Origin of the sequence: Candidatus Viadribacter manganicus (genome assembly GCF_001679665.1) — a bacterium.
GTDB lineage: Bacteria > Pseudomonadota > Alphaproteobacteria > Caulobacterales > Aquidulcibacteraceae > Vitreimonas > Vitreimonas manganica.
This window is the reverse complement of sequence record NZ_CP013244.1, coordinates 2,038,805-2,054,417: the sequence shown is the minus strand read 5'-3', so window position 1 is coordinate 2,054,417 and position 15,613 is coordinate 2,038,805. Positions and strand designations below refer to the sequence as shown.

At 62.5% G+C, this 15,613-nt stretch carries 12 protein-coding genes; 10 read left to right on the top strand and 2 right to left on the bottom strand.

Annotation, left to right across the window (positions count from 1 at the left end; all coding sequences use genetic code 11):
* Positions 1-74 precede the first annotated feature (74 nt).
* The 6 genes from ATE48_RS10580 to ATE48_RS10560 all read left to right on the top strand — a co-directional run bounded on the left by ATE48_RS10580 (position 75) and on the right by ATE48_RS10560 (position 7,121).
* Entirely contained in the window at positions 75-1,595 is a 1,521-nt protein-coding gene (locus ATE48_RS10580) for an ammonium transporter (protein ID WP_066771175.1), read from the top strand.
* 91 nt (positions 1,596-1,686) lie between these two features.
* Positions 1,687-4,191 (top strand): FtsK/SpoIIIE family DNA translocase, encoded by a 2,505-nt coding sequence (locus tag ATE48_RS10575; RefSeq protein ID WP_156767723.1) that lies wholly within the window; start codon positions 1,687-1,689, stop codon positions 4,189-4,191.
* 219 nt (positions 4,192-4,410) lie between these two features.
* Positions 4,411-4,572: a hypothetical protein gene (locus ATE48_RS19770; RefSeq protein ID WP_156767722.1), complete on the top strand. Its 162-nt coding sequence runs from the start codon at positions 4,411-4,413 to the stop codon at positions 4,570-4,572.
* A gap of 168 nt (positions 4,573-4,740) precedes the next feature.
* Positions 4,741-5,046 (top strand): hypothetical protein, encoded by a 306-nt coding sequence (locus ATE48_RS20055; RefSeq protein WP_066771172.1) that lies wholly within the window; start codon positions 4,741-4,743, stop codon positions 5,044-5,046.
* Positions 5,003-5,323 carry a hypothetical protein gene (locus ATE48_RS10565; RefSeq protein ID WP_066771169.1) on the top strand — a complete coding sequence of 107 codons (321 nt, stop codon included), beginning with the start codon at positions 5,003-5,005 and terminating at the stop codon, positions 5,321-5,323. Before ATE48_RS20055 ends, ATE48_RS10565 begins: the two co-directional genes overlap by 44 nt.
* Before the next feature lie 133 nt (positions 5,324-5,456).
* Positions 5,457-7,121 (top strand): CpaE/TadZ family protein, encoded by a 1,665-nt coding sequence (locus ATE48_RS10560; RefSeq protein WP_066771166.1) that lies wholly within the window; start codon positions 5,457-5,459, stop codon positions 7,119-7,121.
* On the opposite strand, the gene ATE48_RS10555 is transcribed toward ATE48_RS10560, so the two are convergent.
* Positions 7,122-7,799, bottom strand: a complete 678-nt coding sequence (locus ATE48_RS10555; protein ID WP_066771161.1) for a DUF4956 domain-containing protein — start codon at positions 7,797-7,799, stop codon at positions 7,122-7,124.
* A 123-nt stretch (positions 7,800-7,922) separates the two neighbouring features.
* Between ATE48_RS10555 and ATE48_RS10550 the strand changes: the two genes are divergently transcribed.
* The 4 genes from ATE48_RS10550 (at position 7,923) to ATE48_RS10535 (ending at position 13,643) form a co-directional block, all read left to right on the top strand.
* Positions 7,923-8,555 (top strand): LolA family protein, encoded by a 633-nt coding sequence (locus tag ATE48_RS10550; RefSeq protein WP_066771158.1) that lies wholly within the window; start codon positions 7,923-7,925, stop codon positions 8,553-8,555.
* 276 nt (positions 8,556-8,831) lie between these two features.
* Positions 8,832-9,623 carry an exodeoxyribonuclease III gene (gene xth / locus ATE48_RS10545; protein WP_066771155.1) on the top strand — a complete coding sequence of 264 codons (792 nt, stop codon included), beginning with the start codon at positions 8,832-8,834 and terminating at the stop codon, positions 9,621-9,623.
* Between the two features lie 74 nt (positions 9,624-9,697).
* Positions 9,698-11,536 (top strand): DUF885 domain-containing protein, encoded by a 1,839-nt coding sequence (locus ATE48_RS10540; RefSeq protein WP_066771152.1) that lies wholly within the window; start codon positions 9,698-9,700, stop codon positions 11,534-11,536.
* Between the two features lie 208 nt (positions 11,537-11,744).
* A complete protein-coding gene (locus ATE48_RS10535; RefSeq protein WP_228126584.1) occupies positions 11,745-13,643 on the top strand; it encodes a phosphoenolpyruvate carboxykinase (GTP) in 1,899 nt (632 codons plus the stop codon).
* A gap of 54 nt (positions 13,644-13,697) precedes the next feature.
* Here the strand turns inward: ATE48_RS10535 and ATE48_RS10530 are convergent, their stop codons facing one another.
* Entirely contained in the window at positions 13,698-15,164 is a 1,467-nt protein-coding gene (locus tag ATE48_RS10530; protein ID WP_228126583.1) for a lipopolysaccharide biosynthesis protein, read from the bottom strand.
* Positions 15,165-15,613 lie beyond the last annotated feature (449 nt).

Here is a 15,613-nt window from a genome sequence, read left to right as displayed (position 1 = left end):
GCGAGCCCGGTTTGCTTGCCGGATCGCCCAGCGCCTCGACCAATCGCCCCATCGATCGTTTGAGGAGCGGGGCAATGACAAAAACCAAGGGGCTCTGGCGCTCGCTGCGGATCGCAGCATTGGCGCTGGTCGGCGCGGTCGCGCTAGGCGCAACGGCGCCGGAGCTAGCATTCGCACAGGAAACCACCGCAGCTGTCGAAGCGGCCGCAACGGACGCTGCGCCTGATGCCGTTGCCGTCGAGGCCGCGGTTGAGGAAGCGGCGCCAACATCGCCTGTCGTCGACAAGGGCGACACTGGCTGGATGCTCATCTCCACCGTCATCGTGTTGATGATGATCATCCCCGGCCTAGCGCTCTTCTACGGCGGCCTGGTGCGCGCCAAGAACATGGTCTCGCTGCTGAGCCAGGTTTTTGTCGTCACCGCCATCGGCATGGTTATGTGGCTGCTGATCGGCTACTCGCTCGCCTTCACCGACGGCGGCGGCTTGAACCGCTTCGTCGGCGGCTTGAGCAAAGCCTTCCTCAACGGCGTCGACACAACCACTCTGGTCGAAACCTTCTCGGTCGGAATCTCCATACCAGAGCTGGTTTTCGTCGCGTTCCAGATGACATTCGCGTGCATCACCGCGGCGCTCGTGCTCGGCGGCGTCGCCGAGCGCGTGAAGTTCAGCACCATCGTGATCTTCTCGATCCTCTGGCCCGTCATCGTCTATTATCCGATGGCGCACATGGTCTGGTGGTGGGGCGGTCCGATCATGGCGTCCGATCCCGCCAATGCTGAAGCACTCGCTGCCGGCGCTGGCCTCATCTGGAGCTTTGGCGCACTCGATTTCGCCGGTGGCACCGTCGTTCACATCAACTCCGGCATCGCCGCGCTCGTCGGCGCGCTGATCCTCGGTTCGCGCACCGGCTATCGCAAAGAACCGATGCCGCCGCACAACCTCACCTTCACGGTGATCGGCGCGGGCCTTCTGTGGGTTGGCTGGGTTGGCTTCAACGCCGGTTCAAACCTTGAATCCAACGCCTACGCGGCGCTGGCGCTGATCAACACCTTCGTCGCCCCAGCCGGCGCCGCGCTTTCGTGGACGCTCACCGAATGGCTGACGAAGGGCAAACCAAGCCTGCTCGGTTTGGCGTCAGGCGCGGTTGCGGGTCTCGTTGCGGTGACGCCGGCCGCCGGTTTTGCCGGCCCAGTCGGTGCGCTCATCCTCGGCCTCGTTGTTGGCCCGATCTGCTTGTTCGCCTGCTCGGCGCTGAAGAGCTGGCTCAAGTACGATGACAGCCTCGACGTCTTCGGCATTCACGGCATTGGAGGCATCGTCGGCGCCATCGGCACCGGCATCGTCGTCAATCCAGCCTTCGGCGGCGCCGGCATCGTCGATTACGCAGCCGGCGGAATCGCCGTCTATCCAGGGCTCGTTCCGCAAGTGATCGCGCAAGCCAAGGGCGTTCTCGTCACCATCGTCTGGTCCGGCGTCGGCAGCGCCATCGTGTGGATTATCGCGCGTGTGCTCACAGGCGGACGCGTCAGCAAAGAGGTTGAAGCAGAGGGCGTCGACTACGCCGAGCACGGCGAGGTCGCCTACCACACCTAACCGGCAACTCTCCCTCACCTTCAGAGCGCGGATCGTTCCGGTCCGCGCTCTTTTCTTTTTACCTTTATTAATCGGAACTTCCGCGACGCAGATGAATGCGCCGGTAACTCTGTTCGCACCCGAAAATTCATCGCTCATTTACCGGGAGAGCGAACATTCCACGCTCGAACTCTCTGCACAAAGCGAGCGCTTCTACGACATGACTGACGAGGCTTACACAGAACGGGGAAGAATCCCCGCCGCGAACAGTTCTGCCGCAGCGCGGCTGGCGCTGAAGCGCGCAACGCTCGCCATCGGGGCAGGTGTCGTTGGCGCATACGGCCTCGGCGCCGTGCTGACCTATTCACCGGAAGATCCGAGCCTCAACACCGCCGCTGACAGCGTGCCGCACAATTTGTTCGGCGGCCCCGGCGCTGTCGTCGCTGACCTCGCCATTCAAGCGCTTGGCGCCGCCGCGCCGTTGATGATGGCCGCGTTGCTTGCAGCCGGCGTGATGCGCGTCATGCGCCGCCAGCTCGTCATGCGCATCGACAAGCGCCGAATCGGCGCTGCAACCGGCGGCATCCTTCTGCTCGCCGCCGCCGCCACCACGATCCCGACGCCGGAAGGCTGGCCGCTCGCGACCGGCTTCGGCGGTCTCTTCGGCGACGGCCTCGCCGGCATCATCAGCGGCCTTGCCTCGATGCCTGGCCTGCCGTTCCCGCATGTTCTCACCGGTATCGTCTGCGCCATTGGCGGTGTCTTGGCTGTCGGCTGGTCATTCCAAGTGCGCGCCTCAGACGTGCGCAACGCCGCTGACGCCGCCCGCCGCGCAGCTCAAGGCGGCGCACAAGCCACACAACGCGCCATCGGTTACGTCTCGGAGAAGACGCGCCGCGAGCCCGAGCCCGAGGAAACGTCTTACCGTCGCGCGCCGATCGCCGAGCGCGAGCAAAACCAAGAAGAAGCGCCGCGTCCGCGCGCCCCACGCGCACCGCGCCCTGCAGCGCCGCCGCAGCGTGAAGCGGCCGAAGTGCGCCGGACCGCCGCCGCGCCGCGCCCGCAAAAGAAAGAAAAGCAGCACTCGACCTTCGCCTTCGGCCGCGAGTTCGATCTGCCCGACGCTGAGCTGCTCGCTCAACCCAAGCAGCGCACCAACCAGACCGACGCGCAAACGCTGCACGCCATGAGCCGCCAGCTCGAAACCGTGCTCGCCGACTTCGGCGTGCAAGGCGAAGTCTTGTCCGCGCGCCCCGGCCCCGTCGTCACCCTGTTCGAGTTCGAACCCGCAGCCGGCGTGAAATCCTCACGCGTCATCGGCCTTAGCGACGACATCGCCCGCACCATGAACGCGACCGCAGCCCGCGTCGCCGTCATCCCGGGCCGCAACGCCATCGGCATCGAACTGCCGAATTCAAAGCGCGAAACCGTTTACCTGCGCTCACTGCTCAACAGCACCAGCTTCGCCGGCACGCAAGGCGATCTGCCGCTAGCGCTCGGCGAAACCATCGAAGGCGATCCCTTCGCCGCCGATCTCACCAAGATGCCCCACCTGCTCATCGCCGGCACCACCGGCTCGGGCAAGTCGGTCGGCATCAACGCCATGATCTTGTCGCTGCTCTACAAGCACACGCCTGATGAGTGCCGCTTCATCATGATCGATCCGAAGATGCTGGAGCTCAGCGTCTATGAAGGCATTCCCCACCTCCTCCACCCGGTCGTGACCGATCCCAAGAAGGCCGTCGTCGCGCTGAAATGGGTCGTGCGCGAGATGGAGGATCGATACCGCCGCATGTCCAAGCTCGGCGTGCGCAATATCTCCGGCTACAATGATCGCGTCTCCGATGCGCTTGAGCGCGGCGAACGCCTTGAGCGCACCGTGCACGCCGGCTTCGATCCCACCAGCGGCGAGCCGATCTACGAAACCCGCGAGCTCCCCTTGGAGCCGATGCCGTACATCGTCGTCGTCATCGACGAGATGGCCGATCTCATGATCACGGCCGGCAAGGAAATCGAAGCCGCCGTGCAGCGTCTCGCGCAAATGGCGCGCGCCGCCGGCATCCACGTCATCATGGCGACGCAGCGTCCCTCGGTCGACGTCATCACCGGCACGATCAAGGCCAACTTCCCGACTCGTATCTCCTATCAGGTCACAAGCAAGATCGACTCGCGCACCATCCTTGGCGAACAAGGCGCCGAACAACTCCTCGGCCAGGGCGACTTGCTGTTCATGGCCGGCGGCGGCCGCATCCGCCGTCTCCACGGGCCGTTCGTCACCGACGCTGAAGTCGAGCGCGTCGTCGCCATGCTGAAAGAGCAAGGCGCGCCGCAATATCGCACCGACGTCACCGCCGAGCCGAACGAGAACGCGGGCGACGACGACAATCCGGAATTGTTCGCCGATGGCGAAGGCGGCGGCGACGAATTGTTCGACCGCGCCGTCGAGATCGTCCAACGCGACCGCAAGGCCAGCACAAGCTACCTGCAGCGCCGCCTAAGCATCGGCTACAACCGCGCCGCCACGCTCATCGAAAAGATGGAAAAGGCTGGGATTATCTCAGAGGCGAATGCGGCGGGTAAGCGGGATATCTTGGTCGATGTGATCGACGAGGATTGATAGCCAACCGGCCGCATTTAGCTCTTTCGTGCGAACCGCTGGCAGTTCGTCGCTGTCACCTCAAACACACCGCTTAAGGTCTCAATCGCCGTGGTCTTGATCGCCGCGCTCGCAACGGCACCGCTTTGGCTCCACTTCTTTGACGTGTGCGCAAATTCACAGAGGGCTGCCTGTGAATAACTGCCTTGACTGGATCGCCCCTAAGGAGGGGGCGATCCCATGTCTATACAGAACCACACACCAACCGATGAACGCTTTTGGGAGCGGATCGCAGACCGCGCCGAAGAACTGGCGAACCTGTGCAGGCCGCACTCGCGAAAACTGACGCGCCTCTTCGAGCTAGCGGCGCTATACGCTCTCGAAATGCTCGATAAACGCTAGAGTTGGGTCTCGCCGCAGAACGCGGCGAGCCTCAGTCCCGTCGCCCCCCAAATAATCTATCCTCCCCCTACCGCACCGCGCGTAACATCTCGCGCCGATGCAAACGAGGCTGCATCCCTTTCTGATCGCGTAGCACCGCCTGAGCTGTGGCTGATTGCGAGTGCGTTTTTGCACGCCATCTTCGGCGCACCGGAGGAAATCGCGGCCCATCCCATGCTGACGCTGCGGGCGCACACGCGCCTCGCCTCATGGCTGCGCTGCGCCGAGGCCTTTTTGCGTCGGCTGTTGATGATCGAGGCGGTGGCTTATCCAAAGCGCACACCGCGCCAGAGGTTGTGGACGCCGCGCGAGAGCGTGCGCTTCTGGCTGAGCTTCGAAGCCGCCAAGCCCAAAGAATGGCGCGTTTCGTTCCGCTGCTTTTCGTCAGCCAATGAAGCGCAGCGCGCCAAAGCACAACTGCCCCTCGCGCGATGACCTTTGGCGCACGGAATGGCTGGAGCCGCAGCAATTGTGCTCCGCCTGGGCGCTGGCTGAACGCTTCGAAGCGCTGATCCGCGTCTTCAACGATCCCGCCGCTTATGCAAAGCGGCTCGCGACGCGGCTTCACGCCAAGCCGGAGCCCATCAAGAACGCGATGCGCGCACCGCCAAAAGCCGTGAACCGCATCGATCAAACTCACAGGCGCGTGCGCGGAAGACGCCTGGCCGATGCATTTCAGCTCGGCCAGATAGGCAAAGACGCCGCTAACTGAATCACCCGCGCCAGCCAGTGCGGATGCGTAGACGCATGACAAACGCAGCGTTCACTTTCCTTGCTAGCTTCTTTGCAAGACATTGCCGCCAGATTGATACGCGGGGGCCATTTGAAAGCGAACGAAGTGCGTCTTGCTCACTGCCGCTCAGAAAGCCAAATCTCGCGCCCGTCAGCGCACGCGTCCCGCGAAAGCGGAAGCGACGCTTGAGCTTACCGCCGGCGATGTGATCGCCGCCGATGCCGAAGAGGCGCCGTTTGAGCCGCCGCCGCTCGATGATATTTTTGGCTGCGAAGAAGCCGAGGACGACGAAGCGCCGTTCGATCCGCCGGAATTCGAGTTCGAAGATGAAACTGGCAGAGGTTTCCTGGCCGTGCCCCCACCCGAACCTCCGCCGCCCGTGGCGGTCGCGCCAATTGCGACGCCAGAACCCGAACCGCAGCCGCAGCGCGATCGCCTTCTCCCCGCGATCTCGATCTTCGCCGCTTACGATCGCCCGGAATCCCAAGCGCTTCTAAAAGAACTCGCCGCCGATCCGCGCCTTGCGCGCGCTGAAATGCAAATCGCCCGCGGCGGCATCGAAGCCGCGCTCGATCACTGCGCCGATCTCTACGTCCTCGATACCACCTTAGAACGCGGCCCGATGCTGGCGGCGCTCGATCGCCTCCGCGCTCATGCGCCCACCGCAAACGTCGTCATCCTCGGCGCCGTCAACGATATCGCGCTCCTCCGCGATCTCGCCGCACGTCATGTCAGCGATTACATCGTGCCCCCAGCTGGCGCCGATCGGATCGCGCGTTCATTGTGTGCGCTCTTCGAAGATGTCGAGCCCGCCCACGTCATCGCCGTCATCGGCGCGCGCGGCGGCATTGGCGCTTCAACCCTGGCGCAAAACCTCGCCTGGGTGATCGCCGAACGTCAGCAGCAGCGAACGACACTGGTGGATCTCGATCTCTCTCTCGGAACCGCCGCGCATAATTTTCGCCAGTCGCCATCCGCAGCTGTGCGGGATGTGTTAGTCTCCGCAGACGTCGAACAAACCCTCACCCAATCGCTTACCGCGGTCACGCCGCGCCTCCACCTCCTCGCCGCGCCCAAGCACATCGACGCGCTCGACATCCCGCAGGACGCCTTCGATGAGCTGATGGCGAACCTCCGGCGTACTGCACACTTTGTCGTGCTGGATCTGCCGCACGCCTGGGAGCCGTGGGTGCGAACCGCGCTCCGTGACGCGGACGAGATCGTCATCGTCGCTGGCCCCGATCTCGCCAGCCTGCGCAATGCCGATAACATGCTGAAGTTGCTCCGCTCCGAGCGCGATCGGCCCAGCATGCCGGCCGTGGTGCTCTCGATGAACGAGCTGCCAAAGCGGCCGGAAATTCCGCTGAAGGATTTCGCGCAAGCGCTGAAGTCCGATCCGGTGATGTCGTTCAGCTTCGAGCCCGAATTGTTCGGCGCCGCCGAAGCCGATGGGCAAACGATTTTCGAGGCGATGCCGGATTCAAAAGCCGCGCTGCAACTCGATACGCTGGCGACGATGCTGACCGGTCACGAACCCAAAGCTCCGCCCGTGCTCGAACTCGTCACTCCAATCCAACCCCAATCGCGGCGGCAACGCGTCGCCCGCAGCGGCTTCATCGCTCTGCAGGCGCCCCTACCGGAAAAGCGCCGCTCCAGCGGCCTCATCCGCGCCGTCGGAGCCGTCGCGGCTCTCGTCGCTGTCGGGGTTTGGTACGCAGGTCAGCACACAAGTCCGAACCCGGCCCCGCAAGAAGCCGGCGGCGCTTATAGGACCTGATTACTCGACTTCCCAGTCGATCTCGCCGCGGACTTCCGCCGGCACATGTTCGCAAAGCGCCGCCGTCATCCGCGTTTCGGTTTGGTTTCGCGGTGCACGAAGCACGAAGATCACCCGGTTCTTCGTGAACGAGCGATCTTCGCTGATCACCTTGCAGCCGAGCTTCGCAAGCTCGACGCGATAAGCTTCGGCCGCTTCCTTCACTTTGCCCTTCGGGATCTCGCTGACCTCAAGCTCACAGACTGGACGCCCGTCGAATGCGTAGATCAACAGCCACGAAAACGCGGCGGCCATCACCGCAAAGTGCGGAAGATTGAGCCCCGAGATGAGGCCAATCAAAGTCACCATGATCAGGCGGCCGGTGTCCCGCGTCGAAGCCGCGTCGGTCCGAAACCGCATCAGCCCGCCAAGCCCGAAGATCACAAAGCCAACGACCATGCCGTATTGCAGCACGATCTCACCCACCACAGCGCCCACGAGCGCGTACATGATGAGCACCTTCGGAAGCTCAGCTTCTTCCCGGGTATCGACGGTTCGCGCCGTCGTCGGGTGAAACGCGATCACGGCCCCGAGGAAAATCGCCAGCACCAGTGACAGGAACGACTGCCCAAGCGCCTCAGTATCCAAAAACCCGGCCCATCCAACGGACGGCAGCTCCCGCGTCATATCGCCGAACATGTTTGCCGCCCCCGCGAAGCCAAATCGCCTCCCGGTCTACCTGAACCGAAACTGAAGCGAAAAGGCCATTTCTGGGCAACGTGAACCCTTTTTTTCGCCATGCGTTTTGGGCACATGACCCACATGAACAGACGCTTCGCCCTCCTGGGCCTTTCCGCCCTCGTGCTTGCTCCAGCCGCTTACGCGCAGCAGGCGACTCCCGTCGTGCTCGAAGGCGCAGATCGCGCCGAAGGTTTGGCGCTCGCGAACCGCTCCTTGAACGCAGTTCAGCGGCTGCAGGGCCGATTCATTCAAAGCTCGCCCGGCGGCGCGCGTGCAAGCGGCATGTTCTACATGCAGCGGCCAGGGCGTTTGCGCTTCCAGTACGATCCTCCTGCAACTTTGCTGATCGTTGCAGACGGCAGCGTCGTCGCGATGCGCGATACCGAGCTTCGCACAACAGAACGAACGCCAATCCGTTCAACACCGCTGAACCTCATTCTCGGCCAAACCATCAATCTTGAGCGCGATGCGCGGGTGCTGCGTGTTTCGCGCGCAGGGCCCTGGCTTATGATCACCGCGCGCGATCGTTCGGGTCAAACCGACGGCCAGATCACGCTGCAATTCCAAGGTCCGAACGCCGAACTGCGTTCATGGGACGTCATCGACGCAACCGGCGCCCGGACGCGGATTACGCTTTCAGACATCACGCAGCCGGCAAGTTTCGACCGTAGTCTCTTCCGTCTCGAAGACGTGGTTGCGCCGAGCCGCCGCTGACGAATTAAGGCGAAGGAGGGCAAGAAGTTTCATTAATGAAATCTTGCTTTTTCCGCCCATGTAGCGTATATGCAACATCGAGCCGCCGCTCATCCCCTGGATGGCGTCGTCCCCCCGCTGACGGATCCAGCGCGGCGGCTTTGCCGGAATCCCCTGCCGGCGAGAAAGCGCCCCCTTAAAGGCGCAAAAATCGAGGCCCGGTCGCGGACTGCGATCGGGCCTCTTTCTTTTTCTTGGCCCTTTGAATCTGAGCTCTCAAACCGCCAAACACATTCGATGCTGAAAATCGCGACCTGGAACATCAATTCCGTGCGCCTGCGCATTGGCATGGTTTGCCGCTTCCTGGCCGAAGCGAAGCCCGACGTTTTATGCCTGCAGGAAATCAAATGCCGCGATGGCGAGTTTCCGGCCAAGGCTTTCAAGGAGGCGGGCTACAAGCACATGCACGTGGTCGGCCAGAAAGGCTGGCATGGCGTTGCCATCGTTTCTCGCGTGAAGCTCGAACCGGTCGAAGCGCCAGCGATCTGTCCGAAGAAAGAAGCGCGCATTGCAGCCGCGCTGATTGAGGGCATCGAAGTGCACAATCTTTATGTGCCCGCGGGCGCGGACGTGCCGGAGCTGACGAACCCAAAGTTCGCCCACAAGCTCAACGTGCTCGACAGGATGAAAACGCTCTACAAGAAGCGCAAAGGTGGAACGCCGACAGTGCTTGTTGGCGATCTCAATGTGGCGCCGGGGGAGTTCGACGTTTGGAGCCACAAGCAATTGCTCAACGTCGTGTCGCATACGCCGGGTGAAACCGACCGCCTGAACGCCGTGCGCGATCTGGGCGGCTTTGTTGACTTAGCGCGTGCGCACAAACCTGATCCGGAAAAGCTCTTTACCTGGTGGAGCTATCGCAGCCCCGACTGGACCAAGAACAATCGTGGTCGCCGTCTCGATCACATCTGGGCCACAAGCGATATCGCTGTGACCTCACAAGCAGCTGCGTTTCATATTCACGTGCCGGTGCGCTCGTGGGAGCGGCCGAGCGACCATGTTCCGGTCGTGGCCGGTTTGAAACTTTGAGACTTTCGTCGCGCGCCAATTGAGACGCACGATTGCATCGCTACAGTGAACGCCAAGCAATACGGGGATCGATCATGCACATTTCTCGGCGCGCCGTTTTGGGCGCAGGCGCGGCCAGCATCGCGGTGCTTTCAGGCTGCGCAACAGCGGCGAGGCCAACACCAGATGTGAGCGCCACGTTCAACGCCGTGCTGGATCGATCCGTCGCCAACTCACTTCGCCGTTCGCCAGAACGGTGCACCAGCCTTGGTTTAACCGAAGAGCGGGCCGGCTATCGCTTCATCGACAAAGTGAGCGATGCTTCAAAAGCCGCGGCACGCGAGGCGCGGGCGCTACAGCAAACCTCGTTGAATGAATTGCGCGCGATCAACCGCGACGCGCTCACGCCGCGAGATCGGGTGACGTACGATGTGGTTGAGACCGCATGGGTCAACTCGTTGGATAGCAGCGCTTTCGAAGTCGGCGGCGGCGCTGGCTCGCCTTATGTGGTGACGCAGCTCACGGGCGCTTATCGCTCGATGCCGAACTTCCTCAACGAGCAGCATCCACTTCGCAGCGTTGATGAAGCCGACGGGTATCTTGCCCGGATTGACGGCTTTGTCGGTCAGCTTGACGCTGAGACGGCGATCATCGCGGAGGATGCGGCGGCGGGCGTCATTCCGCCGGATTTCGCGATCGACAAGGCGGTGCTTCAGCTTGGGCGCTTCGCTGAGGGCGCACCTAACCAAAATATTTTAGTGCAATCATTGGTGCGCCGCTTGCCTGATGTGCAAGCGATCCCCGAGGCGTCACGCGCCGGCTATATGAGCCGCGCCGAAGCGGCGGTGCGTGAGCGCGTAATCCCTGCCGTCCAGCGCCAAATCGCAGCGCTTCAACGCGTGCGGCCGCAAGCCGTGCATGACGCAGGTATCTGGCGTTTGCCGCAAGGCGCGGAGATGTACGCCGTGGCGCTGCGTTCACGGACGACAACGAACATGTCGCCGGATGAGATCCACAATGTCGGCCTTGAACTGATCGCGCAGTTCAACAGCGAAATGGCCGCCATTTTGCGCGCCGAAGGCATGACACGCGGCAGTGTTGCGCAACGCGTGCAAGAACTCTCGCGCCGGCCGGATCAGCTCTATCCGAACACCGATGCAGGCCGCGAACAGATCCTTACCGATCTCAACGCACAAACGCGCGAAATCGAAGCAATGATGCCACGCGCATTCAACACACTTGCGCGCGCGCAGCTCGAAATACGCCGGGTACCGCCGTTTACGGAAGCGGGTGCGCCGGGCGGCTACTATCAGCGCGCGGCGCTCGATGGTTCACGGCCGGGCGCATATTTCATCAATCTGCGCGACACCGGCGAATGGCCGCGCTTTACGCTGCCGACACTGAACTATCATGAAGGCGTTCCGGGTCATCACTGGCAGATCTCAATCCAACAAGAATCCGGCTCAATTCCGTTCATTCGTAGCGCCATGCTTGGCTTCTCGGCCTTCAGCGAAGGTTGGGGGCTTTATGCGGAGCAACTCGCTGATGAACTTGGCGCCTATGCCAACAACCGGCTCGGACGTTTGGGGTATCTGCAATCGGCGACGTTCCGCGCCTCGCGCCTAGTCTGCGACACGGGCCTTCACCACAAGCGCTGGACGCGTGAGCAGGCGATCCAATCGATGATGGAAGCAACCGGCGATCTGGAATCTTCGGTGACGACGGAAATCGAGCGCTATTGCGTGAACCCAGGCCAAGCCTGCGCGTACATGATCGGCCGCCAGGCGATTAATCGCATACGGCAACAAGCTACGACCACGCTTGGGCCGCGCTTCGATCTCAAGACCTTCCACGACACGATGCTCGCGAATGGCGCGGTGCCGCTCTCTGTGTTGGAGCGGGTCCTGCACGATTGGGCGGCGGCGCAAGGTTAACTCCAAGCGTTCTCGAGCAACGCGCGGCGTGAAGGGCGCCAACTGCGCAAGGCAGCCCCTCAAACGCAATTGCCACCGGTGTCATTGGTGTATTGTTGCCTCTGTCACAGTGGCCCGAAGAACGCGTTTGACATAAAAGCCGCAGCCTAGACTTTGGGAAGAAACGCGACTGGAGCGCCGCCAAAAATGCGGCGCCTGGAGGGATTCTGTGACGCAACACATCGCCGGCCTGCACCCCGCCCCGACGAACCATAAAAAGCTCATCGCTTGGGTTGAGGAAATTGCAGCGCTGACCAAGCCTGATCGCGTCTATTGGTGCGACGGCTCGGAGCTTGAGTGGCATCGCCTGACGAAAGAGCTCGTCGCGGCCGGCACGCTAAAGCAGCTTAATCCGGAGGCGCGTCCGAACTCGTTCTACGCTGCATCCGATCCAAAGGATGTCGCACGCGTCGAGAAGCAGACTTACATCTGCCCTGAAAACAAAGCCGACGCCGGCCCGACCAACAATTGGATGGCGCCAACGGAAATGCGCGCCAAGCTTGGCACGCTGTTCGATGGCTGCATGCGCGGCCGCACGATGTACGTCGTGCCGTTCTGCATGGGTCCACTGGGCTCGAAGATTTCACAGCTCGGCGTCGAGATCACCGATTCCGGTTACGTCGCCGCTTCGATGCGCATCATGACCCGCATGGGCAAAGGCGCGCTCGATGAAATGGGCGAAGACGGCTTCTTCGTGCCGGCAGTGCACACGCTCGGCGCGCCTTTGCAGCCGGGCCAAAAAGATGTGGCTTGGCCTTGCAACGAAGAAAAGTGGATCGTCCATTTCCCGGAAACGCGCGAGATTTGGAGCTACGGCTCCGGCTACGGCGGCAACGCGCTGCTGGGTAAGAAGTGCTTTGCGCTGCGCATCGCTTCGGTGATGGCGCGCGATGAGGGTTGGCTCGCCGAGCACATGCTGATCTTGAAGCTGACGAACCCGAAGGGCGACGTGAAGTACGTCGCGGCGGCGTTCCCGTCCGCCTGCGGCAAGACCAATCTCGCCATGCTGCAACCGACGATCCCAGGCTGGAAGGCCGAGACGATCGGCGACGACATTTGCTGGATGCGTTTTGGCGACGACGGCAAGCTCTACGCGATCAACCCGGAAGCGGGCTTTTTCGGCGTTGCGCCGGGCACCGGTTCGAAAACCAACAAATCGGCGCTCGACACGCTGCACTCCAACACCGTGTTCACTAACGTCGCGCTCACCAAGGACGGCGACGTTTGGTGGGAAGGCCTGACCAAAGAACCGCCGGCGGGTCTCACTGACTGGCAAGGCAATGCGTGGCTGCCGGATTCAAAATTCCCGGCGGCGCACCCGAACTCGCGCTTCGCCGTGCCGGCTGGCCAATGCCCCGTGATCGCCCCCGAGTGGGAAGATCCGGCGGGCGTTCCGATCGATGCGATCCTGTTTGGCGGCCGCCGCGCAAGCGCTGTGCCGCTGGTGACGGAAGCGTTCGATTGGGCGCATGGCGTGTTCCTCGCGTCGAACGTCGCGTCGGAAGGCACGGCGGCGGCTGAGAACAAGGTCGGCGAACTTCGCTACGACCCGTTCGCGATGCTGCCGTTCTGCGGCTACAATATGGGCGACTATTTCTCACACTGGCTCAAAGTCGGTGAGCGGCAGGGCGCGCAACTTCCGAAGATCTACTTCGTGAACTGGTTCCGCAAAGACCAAGACGGCAAGTTCATCTGGCCGGGCTTCGGCGACAACAGCCGCGTTCTAAAGTGGATCAGCGATCGTCTCGACGGCACAGCTGAAGCGCACGAAACCGCAATCGGCCTTGTGCCTGCCAAGGGCGCGCTCGATATCAGCGGGCTCACGATCACCGACGAGGCCATGCAAACTTTGACCAGCGTCGATCTCGACGTGTGGGGCGAAGAAGCCGATCTTATCCCGGCGCACTACGAGAAGTTCGGCGACCGCCTCCCGCAACGTCTGTGGGATGAGTACGCCGCTTTGATCGAGCGTTTGGGTGAAGCGCGCTCCGGCAAGCCGATGAAGGCAGCGGCTGCACGCGCGGCGGCAGCGCCGCGCCAAGTTGCGGGCAACGCTTCAGCGACCTGAGCAAGCATGACGGACTGAAATGCGGCCGCTGGCGAGAGCTGGCGGCCGTTTTCTTTAGGCGGCGCGCTTGCCGCGCAAGAGGCGCGGCAGTTCGGAACGCACGAGTCGAACGCTGTCAGCCATGGTGGAACGGCCGCGCTTGAACAGTGCAATCGTGCCCCAAGCGACGACGTAAGCAGCGATGGCGCTCGCGGCGAGTTGCTGGAAGACGCCCGGAAACGCGATGCGCTGCAAGCCGCTCACGATGGCGAAAGCCACGGTGCTGCCGGCGGCGAACGGCGCGGCGCTGAGATAAAGATCGGCCATGCGGATCGGGCCGCGGCGCGAGACCCACCACCAGAGCGCCGGCATGCGCAGTAGAAGATCGCTAATGCCGAAGGCCGCCGCTACGCCGACAACGCCCCAACGCAAGCCGATGACGAACGAGATGAGGCTGGTGATTGTGCTGAAGGCGCTCCAAATCATGTAGTCGCGCGTACGGGCTTGGCTGATGAAGAGCATGTCCATCGTCATGCTGACGGGGCGGTGCAGAGCGGCGAGCGTGAGCCACGCGAAGATCGGCGCGGCGGGCGCCCATTGTTCGCCGATCACGAACGGCACCAAGGTGGGCGCGGTGACGCCGACCGCAACGACGCCGGGCGTGATGTAGAGCATGAGCTGGCGGATGATGCGGAGATAGGCGTAGCGATAGCGTTCCCCCTCCTCGTTCAGGCGCGAAAGGATCGGCAATAGGAGCTGCTGCAGCACCGTGTTGATGCGCTGAATCGGAACGATGGCGAGCTTGTTGCCGCGATCATAGTTGCCGAGCGCGGCAGCGCCGACGTAGCGGCCAATCAGCATACTGTCGGCTTCGCGCGAGGTGACGGTTGCGAGATCCGCCAGCATCACGGGGCCGCCGAACTTGTAGAAATTGAAGAGCCCTGCGAACGACGGCTTCTCGCGCGGTATCCAGCCAACGCCGAGCCAACACCCCACGAGGCTCACCACTTGCTGAGCGGCGAAGCCCAACGCCAGCGACCAATATCCGGCCCCGAGATAGGCGGCGATCAGACTGACGCCGAAGCCAAGCGCCATGCCGACCGCGCTGATCATCGCCACCCATGCGAACTTCATTTTGCGGTTGAGCAGCGACTCGTGAACGTTAGTGAAGCCGGTGAAGATGAGAAACAGCGACGATACCGCGGCAACGAGCGCGACGCGCGGTTCGTGATAGAGCGAGGCCACTAACGGCGAGGAGGCGAGCATCAATGCGCCGGCGGCACAGCTTGCGATCACGGTGATCCAGAAAATACCGGCGACTTGGTTACGCTGAAGCGCCGGCGCCTGGATAAGCGCCTGGCTGATGCCGAAGTTGAGAATGAGCGCGGCGATCGCAACAATCGGATCGATCATCGCGTAGATACCGTAATCAATCGGCTGCAACAGCCGCGGCAGCACGATGAGCGAGCCGATTTGGAAGGGTAGCTTGATCAGCTGAGCGATGCCGATGGCGAGCGCGCCGTTGATGGCATGGGTCTGCATCGACCCTGCCCTTGGTTCGAAAATCGGATCGCTGCCGCTCATGCGTGCGCATTATAGCGCGTTGCGTTGACGCCGTGATGTGGCCGCAAGCGGCGGGCGTATTCGCTGACGGGTTGCGCTTATGAAAACGGCCTCCTCCATCGCTGGAGAAGACCGCTTTCGTAGTAGAGCCCCCCGGCTCCGCCACCTTGCTAGCCCTAACGCGCGCGCCCTGATAGCCGTCGTCAGCGCAATCCCGGCGCCTGTGGTCGAAACACATCATGTGACCACGGGCACATTGGTTCGGCGCGCAACGCTCCATCTTGCTCTTATCGGAATGAGGGGGCGGCGATCGAAACCACCTGAACACAGCCGCTCCGGAAAATCGGAGCTTCCCGGTTCAAATCCGCACTGGCCTTTTTAACCGCGCACGGCCAGCGCTGATGAAGAATCCACTCGGAAGACAGAAG

Excerpts from the sequence above, each read along its gene's own strand:
- ATE48_RS10555 (WP_066771161.1), bottom strand. The coding sequence starts at position 7,799 with ATGTTCGGCGATATGACGCGGGAGCTGCCGTCCGTTGGATGGGCCGGG.
- ATE48_RS10550 (WP_066771158.1), top strand. The coding sequence starts at position 7,923 with ATGAACAGACGCTTCGCCCTCCTGGGCCTTTCCGCCCTCGTGCTTGCT.
- ATE48_RS10575 (WP_156767723.1), top strand. The coding sequence starts at position 1,687 with ATGAATGCGCCGGTAACTCTGTTCGCACCCGAAAATTCATCGCTCATT.
- ATE48_RS10565 (WP_066771169.1), top strand. The coding sequence starts at position 5,003 with ATGAAGCGCAGCGCGCCAAAGCACAACTGCCCCTCGCGCGATGACCTT.
- ATE48_RS10530 (WP_228126583.1), bottom strand. The coding sequence starts at position 15,164 with ATGCAGACCCATGCCATCAACGGCGCGCTCGCCATCGGCATCGCTCAG.
- ATE48_RS10540 (WP_066771152.1), top strand. The coding sequence starts at position 9,698 with ATGCACATTTCTCGGCGCGCCGTTTTGGGCGCAGGCGCGGCCAGCATC.
- ATE48_RS19770 (WP_156767722.1), top strand. The coding sequence starts at position 4,411 with ATGTCTATACAGAACCACACACCAACCGATGAACGCTTTTGGGAGCGG.
- xth (WP_066771155.1), top strand. The coding sequence starts at position 8,832 with ATGCTGAAAATCGCGACCTGGAACATCAATTCCGTGCGCCTGCGCATT.
- ATE48_RS10580 (WP_066771175.1), top strand. The coding sequence starts at position 75 with ATGACAAAAACCAAGGGGCTCTGGCGCTCGCTGCGGATCGCAGCATTG.